The organism is Phyllobacterium sp. 21LDTY02-6 (assembly GCF_023554255.2).
GTDB lineage: Bacteria > Pseudomonadota > Alphaproteobacteria > Rhizobiales > Rhizobiaceae > Phyllobacterium.
On the sequence record NZ_JAMJWD020000002.1, the window covers coordinates 540394 to 555166 of the forward strand.

The 14773-nt window shown below is 58.6% G+C and carries 15 protein-coding genes and 2 pseudogenes; 6 read left to right on the forward strand and 11 right to left on the reverse strand.

Annotated elements, in window-relative coordinates:
* Nucleotides 1-54: 54 nt before the first annotated feature.
* From M8997_RS08915 to M8997_RS08930, 5 genes and pseudogenes are all read right to left on the reverse strand, one after another.
* Nucleotides 55-429 (reverse strand): helix-turn-helix domain-containing protein, encoded by a 375-nt coding sequence (locus tag M8997_RS08915; RefSeq protein ID WP_250016198.1) that lies wholly within the window; start codon nucleotides 427-429, stop codon nucleotides 55-57.
* A pseudogene (locus tag M8997_RS22245) lies at nucleotides 426-755 on the reverse strand (Smr/MutS family protein); the annotation flags it as partial. The pseudogene M8997_RS22245 and the gene M8997_RS08915, both read right to left, overlap by 4 nt.
* 117 nt (nucleotides 756-872) lie before the next feature.
* Nucleotides 873-977, reverse strand: a pseudogene (locus M8997_RS22250) (DNA mismatch repair protein MutS); the annotation flags it as partial.
* Entirely contained in the window at nucleotides 974-2071 is a 1098-nt protein-coding gene (locus M8997_RS08925) for a murein transglycosylase A (RefSeq protein ID WP_250016202.1), read from the reverse strand. The pseudogene M8997_RS22250 and the gene M8997_RS08925, both read right to left, overlap by 4 nt.
* Before the next feature lie 21 nt (nucleotides 2072-2092).
* Entirely contained in the window at nucleotides 2093-2788 is a 696-nt protein-coding gene (locus tag M8997_RS08930; protein WP_250016205.1) for a Tim44/TimA family putative adaptor protein, read from the reverse strand.
* A gap of 175 nt (nucleotides 2789-2963) precedes the next feature.
* Between M8997_RS08930 and M8997_RS08935 the strand changes: the two genes are divergently transcribed.
* Together M8997_RS08935 and secB are read left to right on the forward strand one after the other, a co-directional pair.
* Nucleotides 2964-3452, forward strand: coding sequence for an FxsA family protein (locus M8997_RS08935; RefSeq protein WP_250016207.1), 489 nt, complete (start codon nucleotides 2964-2966; stop codon nucleotides 3450-3452).
* Between the two features lie 118 nt (nucleotides 3453-3570).
* Nucleotides 3571-4077 carry a protein-export chaperone SecB gene (gene secB / locus M8997_RS08940; RefSeq protein WP_250016210.1) on the forward strand — a complete coding sequence of 169 codons (507 nt, stop codon included), beginning with the start codon at nucleotides 3571-3573 and terminating at the stop codon, nucleotides 4075-4077.
* 69 nt (nucleotides 4078-4146) lie between these two features.
* Here the strand turns inward: secB and dnaQ are convergent, their stop codons facing one another.
* From dnaQ to M8997_RS08965, 5 genes are all read right to left on the reverse strand, one after another.
* Complete coding sequence (dnaQ, locus tag M8997_RS08945; protein WP_250016212.1) at nucleotides 4147-4854, reverse strand: DNA polymerase III subunit epsilon; 708 nt, start codon at nucleotides 4852-4854, stop codon at nucleotides 4147-4149.
* A 92-nt stretch (nucleotides 4855-4946) separates the two neighbouring features.
* Nucleotides 4947-5543: a dephospho-CoA kinase gene (gene coaE, locus M8997_RS08950; RefSeq protein WP_250016214.1), complete on the reverse strand. Its 597-nt coding sequence runs from the start codon at nucleotides 5541-5543 to the stop codon at nucleotides 4947-4949.
* Nucleotides 5540-6382, reverse strand: coding sequence for a shikimate dehydrogenase (locus tag M8997_RS08955; protein ID WP_250016226.1), 843 nt, complete (start codon nucleotides 6380-6382; stop codon nucleotides 5540-5542). The genes coaE and M8997_RS08955 overlap by 4 nt, the downstream gene beginning before the upstream one ends.
* A complete protein-coding gene (locus M8997_RS08960) occupies nucleotides 6375-6968 on the reverse strand; it encodes a Maf-like protein (protein WP_250016228.1) in 594 nt (197 codons plus the stop codon). The genes M8997_RS08955 and M8997_RS08960 overlap by 8 nt, the downstream gene beginning before the upstream one ends.
* Before the next feature lie 5 nt (nucleotides 6969-6973).
* Entirely contained in the window at nucleotides 6974-7807 is an 834-nt protein-coding gene (locus tag M8997_RS08965; protein WP_250016230.1) for a pyruvate, water dikinase regulatory protein, read from the reverse strand.
* Between the two features lie 410 nt (nucleotides 7808-8217).
* On the opposite strand from M8997_RS08965, the gene hemE reads away from it, so the two are divergent.
* From hemE to rho, 3 genes are all read left to right on the forward strand, one after another.
* Complete coding sequence (gene hemE / locus M8997_RS08970) at nucleotides 8218-9240, forward strand: uroporphyrinogen decarboxylase (protein WP_250016232.1); 1023 nt, start codon at nucleotides 8218-8220, stop codon at nucleotides 9238-9240.
* A 24-nt stretch (nucleotides 9241-9264) separates the two neighbouring features.
* Nucleotides 9265-9798, forward strand: coding sequence for a protoporphyrinogen oxidase HemJ (gene hemJ, locus M8997_RS08975; RefSeq protein ID WP_250016234.1), 534 nt, complete (start codon nucleotides 9265-9267; stop codon nucleotides 9796-9798).
* A gap of 196 nt (nucleotides 9799-9994) precedes the next feature.
* Complete coding sequence (gene rho / locus M8997_RS08980) at nucleotides 9995-11260, forward strand: transcription termination factor Rho (protein ID WP_250016236.1); 1266 nt, start codon at nucleotides 9995-9997, stop codon at nucleotides 11258-11260.
* Here rho and M8997_RS08985 read toward each other — a convergent pair.
* Nucleotides 11257-13269, reverse strand: a complete 2013-nt coding sequence (locus M8997_RS08985) for a thioredoxin domain-containing protein (RefSeq protein WP_250016247.1) — start codon at nucleotides 13267-13269, stop codon at nucleotides 11257-11259. The genes rho and M8997_RS08985 overlap by 4 nt on opposite strands.
* Before the next feature lie 79 nt (nucleotides 13270-13348).
* On the opposite strand from M8997_RS08985, the gene mnmE reads away from it, so the two are divergent.
* Nucleotides 13349-14662: a tRNA uridine-5-carboxymethylaminomethyl(34) synthesis GTPase MnmE gene (gene mnmE, locus M8997_RS08990; RefSeq protein WP_250016249.1), complete on the forward strand. Its 1314-nt coding sequence runs from the start codon at nucleotides 13349-13351 to the stop codon at nucleotides 14660-14662.
* Nucleotides 14663-14773 lie beyond the last annotated feature (111 nt).

Below are 14773 nucleotides of genomic sequence, written 5' to 3' on the forward strand. Positions count from 1 at the left end.
AGCGGGAACTCGCATGAAAATGCGTCAAAGTCGAGGATTTTGCGCAAAGTCGGCTCAGGAAGCCCTGCGCCGCTCCGGCAGCGATTTCAGTTTGGTGATCATGCTGTCGATCGTGTCCGGATCGAGGTCACCAATTCTCGCCGCCAGCAGATTTGCAAGCTCGGTCACGGAGGGCGACAGTCCGCCGGTGTCGATCACGACCTTGGGCTGCGAAATCATGGCAAGACGGATCAGTTCCTCGGCCTCATCCCAGATAATATTGAAAAAGAGGATGATCCGCTGCAGCTTGTCCCATGTCGGCTGACCGCGGCGGCCATGTTCGAGCGCCGAGAGATAGGCTGCCGAAACGCCGATGGCCTTGGCCATTTCCTTTTGCGAGATGCCGCGCTCGGCGCGCAAATCCCGCAATCTCTTGCCGAATGGAGTCATGGAGCCTCCGCTTGCTTGCGAATGCGCACATAGATCGCGCCCGAACCGCCATGGTTTCGCGCCGCGTCCTCGTAACCGCTGACCAGAGGGCGGAAAAGCGGTGTGCTGAACCAGATCGGCACCGCTTGCCGCAGAATGCCATCGCTACCGAAGGACGAGCCTTTCCCGGTGATGACGAGCACATGCCGCAGCCGGCGATGATGCGCGCGCTGTAGAAAATCGAGCAACAGGCCGTGGGCCGCGCTCTGGGTCAGGCCATGGAGATCGATACGAGCTTCGATGACAAGCCGTCCCTTGGCGATCTTCTTGTGCGTCGGGCGATCTATAGGGTGAAGGCCCAATGATCTAGGCGGCTGGCCGGCGGGCTGTGATGCCGCGGGGTCGCTTGGCTTTTGCGGAACCGCAATCTTCTCGGCTGTTTCCGCCTTTTCCTCATCGGTGACCAGCGCCGTGGGCTTGCGGCCCTTCAGCGGCCGCGCCGTGCGCGCAACCGTTTCCCAAAGAATGCGGTCCTCCAAGGTGACCGTAGCGGCCGGCTTCCGTCTCATCGGCGATTCGCCACAAGCGAGCGCGGGACCAGCGCATAGAAATCCGCCTCGTGGCGTATGCCGCCGGCGATCTCGCCGGCCCCATCGCCGGAGCCGGCGAAGAGGTCTCCCCTGGCCGCACCGACGATCGCGGAACCCGTATCCTGCGCGATCATGAGGCGCGAGAAAGGCTCTCCGCCAAATGCCCGCAAATCGGGAGCATGGATATGGAAGGGTGTGCCGAATGTATGGAGCAGGCGGTCGACCGCGAGCGAACGCCCGGGCTCCAGCGGCACTTTGGCTGCGGCCACGGGGCCCAGCGATGGGTCGTCCACCGGCGCTTCGCGAAAGAAAATATAGGACCGGTTGTTCCACAGAAGGTCGTCAACCTGCTCCGGATGAGCCGCGAGCCAGGCGCGGATGGACTGCATGGATATGTCGTCCGGTGCAATTTCGCCCCGATCGATCAATATCCGGCCGATGCCGGTGAAGCGGTGGCCGGTCTTGGCCGCATAGGTGAACCGCCGCAGGCTGCCATCGGGCATTGTCAGCCTTGCCGCCCCCTGAACATGGATGAAGAAGGCATCGACCTTGCTTTCGACGAAGACGAGTTCGAGCCCCCGTCCGGCGAGCGCGCCCTGATCCACCGCCCGGCGGTCGAAATATTCCACCAGCACGCCGTCCGTGCTGCGGCGGGCGAAGGCGAAATAGGGATCGAGGCCTTGCGGTCGATTGTCGTCATCGACATCGACGAGATCGGCGGGGCGAGCGAGCAGCGGAACGTTAAACCGTTCCGTCCGAACCGGCGAACCGGCCAGTTCCGGCTCGTAATAACCCGTCACGAAGCCCGGCTGCTCGGCAATGATGCGCGCCGGGACAAACCATTTTTCGAAGAAGGCGCGCGCTTCGGCATCGGTGCGGATCGATGTTTCACGTGAATCAGCGAAGGCGGGCTCAAGGGCGGCGAGGCTTATTCCGAGCGCACCGGATCTGTAGGGCTTGTTCAATATCTGATGGGCCGAGCGGCGAAACGCCGTGAAGGCCGCAAGTTGCCTGTCCGCGCCCCACCCCGGACACTCGCTGAATTCCACCGGGTTGAACACGGGTGAAAGCATGGTTCTTCGGCTCCGGCGGAGCTATTCTTCTGCTTCGGTCGCGACGAGTTTCCAGTTGGGATCCTTCGACCGCGCATCCCGGGCAAACGTCCAGACATCCTTGACCTCGACAACGGCTTCCTTGTCGCCGTCGATGACATTGTCTTCCTTGTCGAGCGTTGCGGAGATGAGCTCGCTGACGACACGAACCGTCACATGCGCCTCATTGCCCTTCATCTCGGCGCCGATTATATCCGCTTTGTTGATGCCGACGAAGGAAGATTGCACCTTCTCGCCGCGCGACTCGCGATCGGCAATGGCCGACACGAAGCCATCGAACACCTCTCGCGACAGCAAGGATTTCAACGTCTTCCGGTCGCCATCGGCGAACGACATGACGATCATCTCATAGGCCATCTTGGAGCCTTCGATGAACTTGTCCGGATCGAAGCCCGGATCGGCAGTGGCGATCGCCCGCAACCCGTCATTCACCGGCGTGCCGGGCTTCGCCGCCGCATCGATGCGCTCGAAGGGATTTTCCTTCTGCTCGCCCCGGCGCGGAAGCGAGACCACATTGTCCAGCGCCTTGCCATTGTCCTCGACCTCGGCTGTGCGGGAATAGGGATTGAACGGCGGACGTTCATTTCCGGTGCGACGGCCAAGGACCTTGCGCAGCTGCAGGAAAATGACCACTGCCGCCACGAAGAAGAAGATTGTTCCAAAGTCCAGATATTCCATGTCGCCTGCCATTCATCCAGCTGTTCATTTCCGGTTTTCGATCTCCGCCGAAATACCAAAAACATATAGATTGCCAAACACAATCATACAAATACTCTTCTTGATACCTATATAGGCACGAAATCCATATCGGCTATGGCAAATAGGCCTTATGCGCCTGGAAAGGTAAATTCGTTTGCGATCGTTCATTCCCCTGTTTCTGCTGGCGCTTCCTTTTCTCGAGATCGCCGGCTTTATAGTCGTCGGCAGCGAGATCGGTGTCCTGCCAACACTTGGCCTCATCATACTCTCAATGTTTGTCGGTGTCTTTCTCCTGCGCTTTCAGGGTTTCGGCCTGATCCAGAGGATACGCCAGGAAGCGGCGGCGGGCCGCACGCCAGGTCGCGAGCTCGTCCATGGCGTAATGTTGTTCATCGCGGCCCTGCTGTTGATCATTCCGGGATTCATTACCGATATAATCGGGCTGCTTCTCTTCATTCCCGCCATACGCGAAATCGGCTGGCGCCTTGTCAGCGACCGGATCGTCGTGGTGGACGGCATGAGGCGCGGCGGCGCACGCCCGTCCGCCGGCCCCTCCAATGGCCGTGACCGGGTCATAGACCTCAACCCCGACGACTATAATAGCGACCCGAATCCACGCTCGCCCTGGAAGCCCGACGAATAGGACATGGTACGATGGGATTAGAGCCGGCGGCTTGCCTCGTCCCACCACACATGCTAGCCAGCCTTCATTCACTTTGAGAGCCGCCGCGGCGGGTGCAACAGAAGAAGGTTTCCAGACAATGGCTCAACAGCCTGACGAAAAGGCCGAGAACGGCAGCGAAGCGACCAATGGGAATGGATCGGTTCAACAGCAGACGCTGAACATTCTGGCTCAGTACGTAAAGGATCTTTCCTTTGAGAGCCCCGGCTCGCCCTTGTCGCTGCGTCCGCGCGAAAAGGCCCCGGGCATCAGCATCAATGTGAACGTCAACGCCAATCCGATTGCGGAGACCGATTTCGACGTCGTGCTTACGCTTTCGGCCAAGGCTGCCGACGGCAAGGATGTCCTGTTCAACGTGGAACTGGTCTATGGCGGTGTGTTCCGCCTCGAGGGTTTCCCGCAGGAGCACATGCTTCCGCTGCTGTTCATCGAATGCCCTCGCCTGCTCTTCCCGTTTGCGCGGCAGATCATCGCCGAGGCGACCCGCAATGGCGGCTTCCCGCCGCTGATGATCGATCCGATCGATTTTGCGCAGATGTTCCAGCAGCGCATGGCCGAAGAACAGACCAAGGCTCAGGTCAGCTGAACGGCTTGACGAAGCTTCGGATTTTCCGGATCGCGCTAAAACCAAACCCGGGCATCGACCCGGGTTTTTTCATACTGCGGCAAGGCGCGCCTTCCACAATGCCTTCTCTCCCAGCCTGTCCACCAGCGCGGCATGGGCGAGGCGTTCGGCTTCGGTCAGACGCGGTGGAAGCGGAACTGGCCGTTGCGACAGGACAATCGCGCTGGCCTGGCCGGCTTCGCTCCAGTTTCCTGGCTGTTCGGCAACCGTCAGGCCGAGAGCAGTCTGCTTGCCGCCGATCAGCTCGATATAAACTTCCGCCAGCAATTGCGAATCCAGCAAGGCGCCGTGCATGGTGCGATGGCTGTTGTCGATGCCGTAACGGCGGCAGAGCGCATCGAGGGAGTTCGGGCCCATCGGATGCTTCCGCCTGGCCAGTGCCAGCGTATCGACGACCCGGTCGCTCGTGATCGCGGGATGGCCGAGCCTGTTCAGTTCAGCATTGATGAAGCCCATGTCGAACGTCGCATTATGGGCCACGAGCTTGGCGCCATCGATGAATTCGAGGAATTCGTCGACGATCCCGGCAAACACGGGCTTGTCCATGAGGACGTCATTGCCGATACCGTGCACGGCAAGGGCTTCGGCATGCACCATGCGGCCGTCCGGATTGATATAGACGTGGAATGATCGACCGGTTGGAAAGCGGTTGACGAGTTCGACGCCGCCGATTTCGATAATCCGGTCATCGAGCCGATCAAGGCCTGTGGTTTCGGTATCGAATATGATCTCGCGCATCGTTGCTCCTGGACCGCCGCTTTGCCTTTCCGTCCGATGCTTTAATCCGGATCGTGCGGCTGCTGCAAGCTTAACGGCCAATTCGCCTCGCGTCAGACGTCTCCGTCGATATCCACCAGGGATTTTATCAGCATGCGCACGGCATTGCGCGCTTCCGCCATTCCCTTGCTGGTATCAATGAGGAAATCCGCCCTGGCGCGCTTCTCCGCATCGGGCATCTGCCGCGCCAGAATGGAGTTCAGTTTCTCTTCGTCCATGTCCTGGCGCGCCAGAACGCGTTGCCGCTGCACGTCCGCCGGTGCCGTAACGACGAGCACCTTGTCGACACGTCCGCGTGCGCCTGTCTCGAACAGCAGCGGGATGTCGAGGACGATCAGCTTTTCCCCGGCGCTCCGTGCCTGCTCGCGAAACTCCTGTTCCTGTCGCTGCACCAGCGGATGGATTATCGCTTCGAGCCGCTTCAAGGCGTCGGGATTGCCCAATACATGTTGCGCAAGCTTCTTTCGATCGACGCCATCCGGCCCTGTCGTCCCGGGGAATTCTGCTTCGATCAACGGAATCGCCGCGCCCGAATAAAGCCGGTGCACGGCATCATCGGCAGAATAGACCGGTATTCCTTCGTCGAGAAACATCTGCGCCGTGGTAGATTTTCCCATCCCGATCGAGCCGGTGAGGCCGAGAACGATCATTTTGGCCGGCTGCCGCTGTTGGCCATGTCGGCGAGGACGATGTTGCGCAATTCGTCCGTGACGACGGGCCTGATGCCAAACCAATGTTCGAATCCGAATACCGCCTGATGCAGGAGCATGCCGAGGCCATCCACCGTCGCCAGCCCATGGGCTCGGGCGGCACGCAGGAACGGCGTTTCAAGCGGAATATAGACGACATCGGTAACCAGCGCGTCCTTTCTGGCCGGTGAAATGTCGAGGGTGAAGGCTTCCTTGCCTTCCATGCCGAGCGAGGTCGTATTGACGATCATGTCCGCCTGGCCGAGGAGCTCGGAAACCGCTGCCCATTCATGTGGCGTGACGGTGGGGCCGAACCTGTCGGCGAGTTCCTGCGCGCGCGACAATGTCCTGTTGGCCACATGGATTTCCGAGAATCCCCGCTGTTTCAGACCGTAGATGACGGCACGGCAGGCGCCGCCGGCACCGAGAATGAGCGCGGATTCTCGTTTGTCCCATCCGGGCTGCGATGCGTCCAGATTGGCGAGAAAGCCAAAAGCATCGGTATTTCCGCCGACAAGTTGGCCGTTCTCGAACCATAATGTGTTCACGGCACCGATTTCCTCCGCGGCGCCGTCACGCTTTTCGCACAGGTCGAATGCCCTTTCCTTATGGGGAAGTGTGACATTGCCGCCGATGTAGCCATTCGGTTCCAGGCTGGCGAGAAAATCGGCAAAGCCTTCCGGCGCGACTTCAATCGCCTGATAGCTGCCATCTATGCCATGCTGCTTCAGCCAATAGCCGTGGATGATTGGAGAACGGGAATGCCGGATCGGAAATCCGGTGACGAAAGCCTTAACCATCAATGGCTCCTAGTTCGCGCAATTCAGCAAGCAACGGCAGCAAGGGAAGACCGACGATGGTGAAATAGTCACCCTCGACGCTCTTGAACAATTGAACACCTTCCCCCTCATACTGATAGGCGCCGACGCTTTGAAGTGCTATTTCGCCGACGCGGGAGAGATGTCTGCCGATAAATCCCGGATCAAGTTCCCTCAGCGTCATCCGCGCCACCGCGACGTGCCGCCACAAGGTCTGGCCGTCTCGGGCTATGACCACCGCGCTGTTCAGGTGATGCGTCTTTCCGGACAGTTTCAGCAATTGAAGCCGGGCCGCCTCCATGTCGGCAGGCTTGTGCAGTACCTCGTCATCCAGCGAAAGGGTCTGGTCGGAACCGATGACCAATGCGCCGGGATTGCTTTCGCTGACATCGAGTGCCTTCGCTTCCGCCAGAACAAGGGCGACATCTTCCGGCGATGCACCACTGTCATAAAGCGGCGCCTCGACGGCCCTCTCATCGATATTTGCCGATCGCCCGGTGAATTCGACACCGGCATTCTTGAGGAGAAGCGCGCGAAAAGGGCTTTTCGACGCCAAGATGATAGCCATTGTTTCTATCCCTGTTGCGATGCCGCCTGGGTTCGGAGTGCGAGAACAGCGGCAGCTGTTTCTTCTATCGACCGACGGGAAACGTCGATCGTCGGCCAATTGTGCCGGTGGCAGATCTGCCTCGCATAGGCGAGTTCTTCGATGATATTCGCCCTGTCGAGATAGCTATCGGCATCAAATCCCTGCGTTGCGCCTAAAATACGGTGCTGGCGAACCTGCGATATCCGTTCCGCCGACGCCACGAGTCCCACGATCAGCGGCCTTTTTGCCGATATGATGGCTTCAGGCATCGGAACGCCGATGACGATCGGCACATTGACGGTCTTCACCCCGCGATTGGCGAGATAGATGCTCGTCGGCGTCTTGGACGTGCGGGAAATGCCGATCAGGATGACGTCCGCTTCCTCGATATCCGGCGGCAATTGGCCGTCATCATGCTCCATCGTGAAATTGAGCGCATCGATGCGGCGGAAATATTCGGCGTTGAGCACATGTTGGGCGCCCACGCGCCGGCCGGCCGGGGTTCCGAGATAGGATTGAAAGGTGGCAAGCACGGGCTCGAGCACGGACACGCAGGGAACGCCGAGCTGGCTGCAATTCTCGTCGATCAATGCGGCCAGGCGCTGATCCACGATCGTGTAGAGTACGATTCCCGGCTCCGCATCGATGTTCTCCAGGACTTTCCTGATCTGCTTCTCGGTGCGGATGAGGGGGTAAATATGTTCGATCGCCCGCGCATGCGCATATTGCGCCGCGGCTGCCCTCCCCGCCGCAATGAGAGTCTCACCCGTGGCGTCAGAAATCATGTGAAGATGGAAGTAGCTGATCGCCTTGGTCACAGAATTCTTTTGCTCCTGTTGAGAGCTGTGGAGAAAAGTCGGGATAATCCCCAAGTGATGGCAGCCATGTGGATTGTTGGCAAGTCATCCACAATGACCGCTGCTGTGGAACCATTGCCGGGGTCCAATGAACTATGTGGATAGTTGCGACTTATCGTCTGCCATTCACAACTGATCCCCAGTATCGTCCACATGGTCTATTGCAGCATATCATTGTTTTTATTTGTTTTTATGCCAATATCAACAAAGCATGCGTTTGCATCCTGCTTTTATCCCGTCACGATGGCAAATCGGATGGGTGTGGGAAAATCGCGGCAATGTGTTAATTCCCACAACTAACAGACTCTAAGAATCAGAAAATCCGAAATAGATCTAAATTTCTTTTTTAAGAGAAGGACGGGGAGAGGGAAATGGTCCGGAAAGTGATGCAAGTCCTTAAGGGCGAAACCGTCTATCCCCCGCCCATCTGGATGATGAGGCAGGCAGGAAGATACCTCCCCGAATACAGGGAGGTGAGAAAGACGGCCGGAAGTTTCCTCGACCTTTGCTATTCTCCCGATCTTGCAGTCGAGGTTACCCTGCAGCCGATACGTCGCTTCGGCTTCGACGCAGCCATCCTCTTTTCGGATATATTGGTGGTTCCGCATGCGCTCGGTCGCGACCTGAGATTCGAGGAAGGCCGTGGTCCACTGATGACGCCGATCGACACGGACGGCATATTCTGGCTCGAAGCCAAGGGCGCAGCTGATCGGCTGGAGCCGGTCTACGAGACGGTCCGGCTGCTGCGCCAGCAACTGCCTGCGGAAACCACGCTGCTCGGCTTCTGCGGGGCGCCCTGGACCGTTGCGACCTATATGATCGCCGGTCATGGAACGCCCGACCAGGCGCCAGCACGCCTGTTCGCCTATCGTCATCCGGACGTGTTCGAAAAGCTGCTGCAGGTGATCGTGGAAGTTTCGGCCGAATATCTGATCCGGCAGATCGATGCCGGTGCCGATGCGGTCCAGATATTCGATTCATGGTCGGGTGTGCTCGACGAGGATTGTTTCGAGAGATATTGCGTCAAACCCGTTGCCGATATCGTCGCAAGGGTGCGGAAGTCGCATCCGGAGGTGCCGATCATCGGCTTTCCCAAGGGTGCGGGCATGCTCTACACGGATTATAGGCAGCGAACCGGAGTGACCGCGCTGGGGCTCGACTGGTCGGTGCCGCTTTCCTTTGCATCCAAACTGCAGGCCGGCGGAACCGTGCAGGGCAATCTCGACCCATTGCGCGTCGTTGCCGGGGGGCAGGCGCTCGATGAAGGTGTCGATCGGATCATGTCGGCGCTCGGCAACGGTCCGCTCATCTTCAATCTCGGACATGGTATAACGCCGGACGCACCGCTGGCCCATGTGGAGCAATTGGTGAACCGCGTTCGCCAGGCGCGTTGAGATAGTCACAAGGGAGAGAAGACGATGGCTGATGAAGAGAAAAGAGATGATGCGAAGGTGCCTGTCCTGCCGCGGATCATCGTCGCAGCGGTTGCGGTCATTGCGATCATCTTCGTCTTTCTCTATCCGGATCAGTCATATCTATGGGTGAAGGCGCTGCATGTGGTCGCCGTCATTTCATGGATGGCCGGCATGCTCTATCTGCCGCGGCTTTTCGTCTATCATTGCGCGGCGGAGCCCGGATCGGCCCAATCTGAAACCTTCAAGGTGATGGAGAACAGGCTGCTGAAGGCCATTGTCAATCCGGCCATGGGCGTGACATGGCTGGCGGGCCTCTGGCTGGCCTGGCATACCGCCGCCTATCAGGATGGCTGGTTCCATGTGAAGTTCCTCGCGGTCCTGCTTCTGTCGGGACTGCACGGATTTTTCACCAAGTCGGTGCGCCTGTTCGCTGCCGACAAAAACGAGAAATCGCAGCGCTTCTGGCGGATGATGAACGAGGTGCCGGCATTGCTCATGGTCGTCATCGTCATCATGGTCATCATTAGGCCATTTTGATTCATTACTAATATTGCATCGTCTATCAAATCCAGTCATGAAATCCCTTGCCCTCCTATTCATGATTGGTTAGATAGGGCCTCTCCTTACGGAAATACCGCCGTGGTAATATCGCCATTCGCCCGAATGGCACCGCATTCAGGCATTGTCATTTCCCTCCCCCAATCAATCTCATAGAAATCAGAGTTCCGCACACATGCAGGAAATGAAACTACAAGAACTAAAAAACAAGACAGCGGTGGACCTTCTGGCGTTCGCCGAATCGCTGGAGGTGGAGAACGCCAGCGTGATGCGCAAACAGGAACTGATGTTTGCGATACTCAAGAAACTGGCCTCGCAAGAGGTCGAAATCATCGGCGAAGGCGTGGTCGAGATTCTGCAGGATGGCTTTGGCTTCATGCGTTCCGCCAATGCAAACTATCTCCCTGGCCCCGATGACATCTATATTTCTCCCTCGCAGATCCGGCGTTTTTCGCTGAAGACCGGCGATACGGTCGAAGGCCCCATTCGCGGCCCCAAGGAAGGCGAACGCTATTTCGCACTACTGAAGGTCAATACGGTCAATTTCGAAGACCCTGAAAAGATCCGCCACAAGATCCATTTCGACAATCTTACGCCGCTCTATCCGAACGAGCGTTTCAAGATGGAGCTGGAAAACCCGACGACCAAGGACCTTTCGGCCCGCGTCATCGATCTTGTCGCTCCTCTGGGCAAAGGCCAGCGCGGTCTGATCGTCGCCCCGCCACGCACGGGTAAGACCGTGTTGCTCCAGAATATCGCCCATTCCATCACCGCCAATCATCCGGAATGCTACCTCATCGTCCTCCTGATCGACGAACGGCCGGAAGAAGTGACGGACATGCAGCGTTCGGTGAAGGGCGAGGTTGTCTCCTCCACCTTCGACGAGCCTGCCTCTCGCCACGTGCAAGTGGCCGAAATGGTGATCGAGAAGGCGAAGCGCCTGGTCGAGCATGGCCGCGACGTGGTTATCCTCCTCGATTCGATCACGCGCCTTGGCCGCGCCTACAACACGGTCGTTCCTTCATCGGGCAAGGTATTGACGGGTGGTGTCGACGCCAATGCGCTGCAGCGCCCCAAGCGCTTCTTCGGCGCAGCGCGCAATATCGAGGAAGGCGGCTCGCTCACCATCATCGCAACGGCGCTGATCGATACCGGCAGCCGCATGGACGAAGTGATCTTCGAAGAATTCAAGGGTACCGGCAATTCGGAAATCGTGCTCGACCGCAAGGTTGCGGACAAGCGTATCTTCCCGGCAATGGATATTCTCAAATCCGGCACGCGCAAGGAAGACCTGCTCGTTCCGCGCCAGGACCTGCAGAAGATTTTCGTCTTGCGCCGTATTCTTGCGCCGATGGGCACGACGGACGCCATCGAGTTCCTCATCGACAAGCTCAAGCAGACGAAGACCAATGGCGAATTCTTCGACTCGATGAATACCTAGCCGGGGCGACGTTGCTGCAGGAGCTCTTCAAGCTCCCCTGCGCTGGCGACCGGTGGAAGACATGAGAACCCGCGGCAAAGATATGCCGCGGGTTTTTCTATGGCTATGGCGCCACCACCCGGTATGAGTTCTATGGCCTGTTCATGCTGCCATTCGACCCAGATGTCGGTCCGGCGCGGATCAACCATTCGCGCGGCAGCTTGCACCAATTCATGGTCCTTGGTCGGCGTGACGAGCACGAGCTTGATAGGCTCGAGAAGCAGGCTCGCGCTGTTCAGGATGCCGGCCTGTCCGTAGCGCTGGTGCAGCACCCGCCCAACGGCCTTCGCTGCCACCCGCTCCGCCTGCTCCAGCAGATCGGTATTGCCGCTGGCAATGGCCAGCCTGGTCAACGCCTCGATGATCTGGCTCGTTGCGCTGGATATCGCTTCATCCTGGTCGCCGCGAATACGGATGATCACGTCATCGGCGCGTGCGGCGCTGAAACTATATTCGTCGGGGCCCGTCCGATGATCGGCATTCAATATATCCAACCATTGCGCTGCCTCGGCAATATAATCTTCCTCGAATGTTGCCTGGTAAAGCGACACGGCCGCATTGATCATGGCGGCATAATCGGATGACAGGCCGGGAAACAAGCGCGATTCCCCGAGCACGGAATGGGGCACGCGCCCATCCTTCATCGAGGCACGGATTTGATGATAGGCCGTTTGTGCCAGCAACACCCAGTCGGGTTGTTCCAACGCCCTGCCCGCCTCGGCGAGCGCGCGGATCATCAGCCCATTCCAATCGGTGAGCGCCTTTTCGTCCCTTGTAGGATGCACGCGCTTCTCGCGGATTTCGAACAATTGCCGCCGTATGGGCTCCAGCTGCTGCTCCAGTTCAGGGCGATCGGCGGAGCCTGCTGCCAGGCGATTGAGGATTGTCTTGTGCTCCCAATTACCTTCCGGCGTCACGTCATAAATCTCCCGAAACAAGGTAAATTCCAGGGAATCAGGGATTTCTTCGGCGCTCCAGCAGTAGAACTTGCCTTCTTCGCCCTCGCTATCGGCATCAAGACTGGAAGCGAACCGGCCATCGATCAGCATTTCTCGCTGTAACCATCCGACAGTCTCTTCGATTCGCCGGCGGAACAAATCATCTCCCGTCGCGTCGAAGGCCCAGAGCGCGTGGCGGATCATATGGGCGTTGTCGTACAGCATCTTTTCGAAATGCGGGACGAGCCAGCGATCGTCCACCGCATAGCGCGAGAGCCCGCCTCCGAGATGGTCATATATGCCGCCTTGCAGCATCGTGCCGAGGCTGGCAAGGAAAGCGTCGCGGTGCTGGCGATCGCCGTTGCGTAACCAGGACAGCCACAAAGTGTCCATGAACGGGGCATTGGGAAACTTCGGTGCGCCTCGCAAACCGCCCTTCTCGGTATCCATGGCAGCGAATATGTTTGTGGCGAACTGGTCGAATATTTCCGGATCAAGCGTGCCCGGCTCCGCTTCCACAGCGAGGTTGGCCTGAAGATGCCGCGTCAGCGCGGTCACATTATTGGCGATCTTCTGCTTGTCGCTCTGCCAGACGCGGTGGATGGATGCGAGAATATCCATGAAGCCCGGTCGACCGTAGCGCGAGGTCTTGGGGAAGTAGGTGCCGCCCCAGAATGGTCCCGCATCAGGCGTGAGGAACATTGTCAGCGGCCAACCGCCCTGCTCGCCCATGGCGCCCAGCGCCGCCATGTAGATCTGATCGATATCGGGCCGCTCTTCCCGATCCACCTTCACATTGACGAAATGTCGGTTCATGAGTTCGGCAACTTCAAGGTCTTCGAAACACTCATGCGCCATGACATGGCACCAATGGCAGGCCGCGTAGCCGACGGACAGCAAGATCGGCTTGCCCGTGTCCCTCGCCTCGTCGAGAGCATTCCGCCCCCAAGCTCGCCAATAGACGGGGTTATCCGCATGCTGGCGCAGATAGGGACTCGACTCATCGCCCAGTAGATTTGCCTCGGGGTACATTTTCCGCTCCGTCGCTTCCAGAATCCGCCAATGCAGTCTATCAACACTTTGTTAACTTCTGAAACACGGCCCATATCCCATGGATGAGACAATTTTTGCCCTATCGAGCGGACGAGTACCTGCCGGTGTCGCTGTCATCCGGGTTTCCGGACCCCAGACTCGATTCGTAGTCGAAACAATTTCTAGTAACCTGCCGCCGCCGCGCAAGGCCGTTCTGCGCACTTTCCGTGACGGAAATGGCGACATCCTCGACAAGGGGCTGGTATTATTTTTCCCGGGTCCACAGAGTTTCACCGGAGAGGACTGCGCAGAATTCCATCTCCATGGTGGCGCGGCCGTGGTCGAAGCAATGTTCGTCGCACTGCAAGCAGTACCCCATTGCCGGCTGGCGGAGGCCGGCGAATTCAGTCGCCGCGCCTATGCCAACGGAAAGTTCGACCTCACCGCCGCCGAAGGCCTTGCGGATCTCATCGCAGCTGAAACAGAGAGCCAGCGCCGCCTAGCCTTGCTGCTGGCCTCGGGTGCGCAGGCTGAACTCTATGCCGGCTGGCGCGAAGAACTGCTTCGCGCCCGCGCGCTGATCGAAGCTGAACTTGATTTTGCCGATGAGGCCGATGTTCCGGGTTCTGTCTCCGAGCAAGTCTGGCAATCGCTCGATGGCTTGAGTGCTCGGGTCAAAGCTCACATTGAAAGCGGCAGGCGGGGTTCAGTCATACGTGATGGATATCGGATCGTCATACTTGGCGCTCCCAATGCCGGTAAATCCAGTCTGCTCAACGCGCTGGCCGGATCGGAGGTCGCTATCGTCTCGGACGAAGCGGGCACCACACGCGACCTGATCGAAGTTCGGCTTGACCTGGATGGTGTAGCGACGATCATCACGGACACGGCCGGCTTGCGTGAGACCACGGGCAAGGTTGAGCGCATTGGCATTGAGCGCGCGCAGAGCCGCGCCGCTGAGGCGGACCTTCGACTTGTATTGTTCGATAGCGTCGATCCGCTCGCAGTCGATATGGCGTCGCTCGCCAATCCCCTGATCCGGATCGGCACAAAGGCCGACCTTGCAACGAAGAGTCCGAACACCCCCTATGATATGGTTGTCTCGACACGGACCGGCCACGGGATGGATGAACTGATAACACGGATTACCAATCACGCAGTTGCGGCAGCGGGAAATCTGACGGACCCCCTGCCGACACGGCGCCGGCATCTCGATCTCCTGGCATCAACATTGAGTGAAATCGAAGAAGCGGTGAGTGCAGTGTCCGCGCCGCTGGAGGTACGAGCCGAGTATCTCCGGCGTGCATCGCACGCCTTGGGACGGATCACCGGTGATATAGGCGTGGAAGACATTCTTGATGTGGTGTTCTCCCAGTTCTGTATTGGAAAATGATTCACGTGAAACATTGCTGCAGGCGGGCCAAACGAGCCTTGTGTTTCACGTGAAACATATGCGTCGGGCTTGACTCAACACGGCATTTTGCCCATGTAGACAGCCATTCAA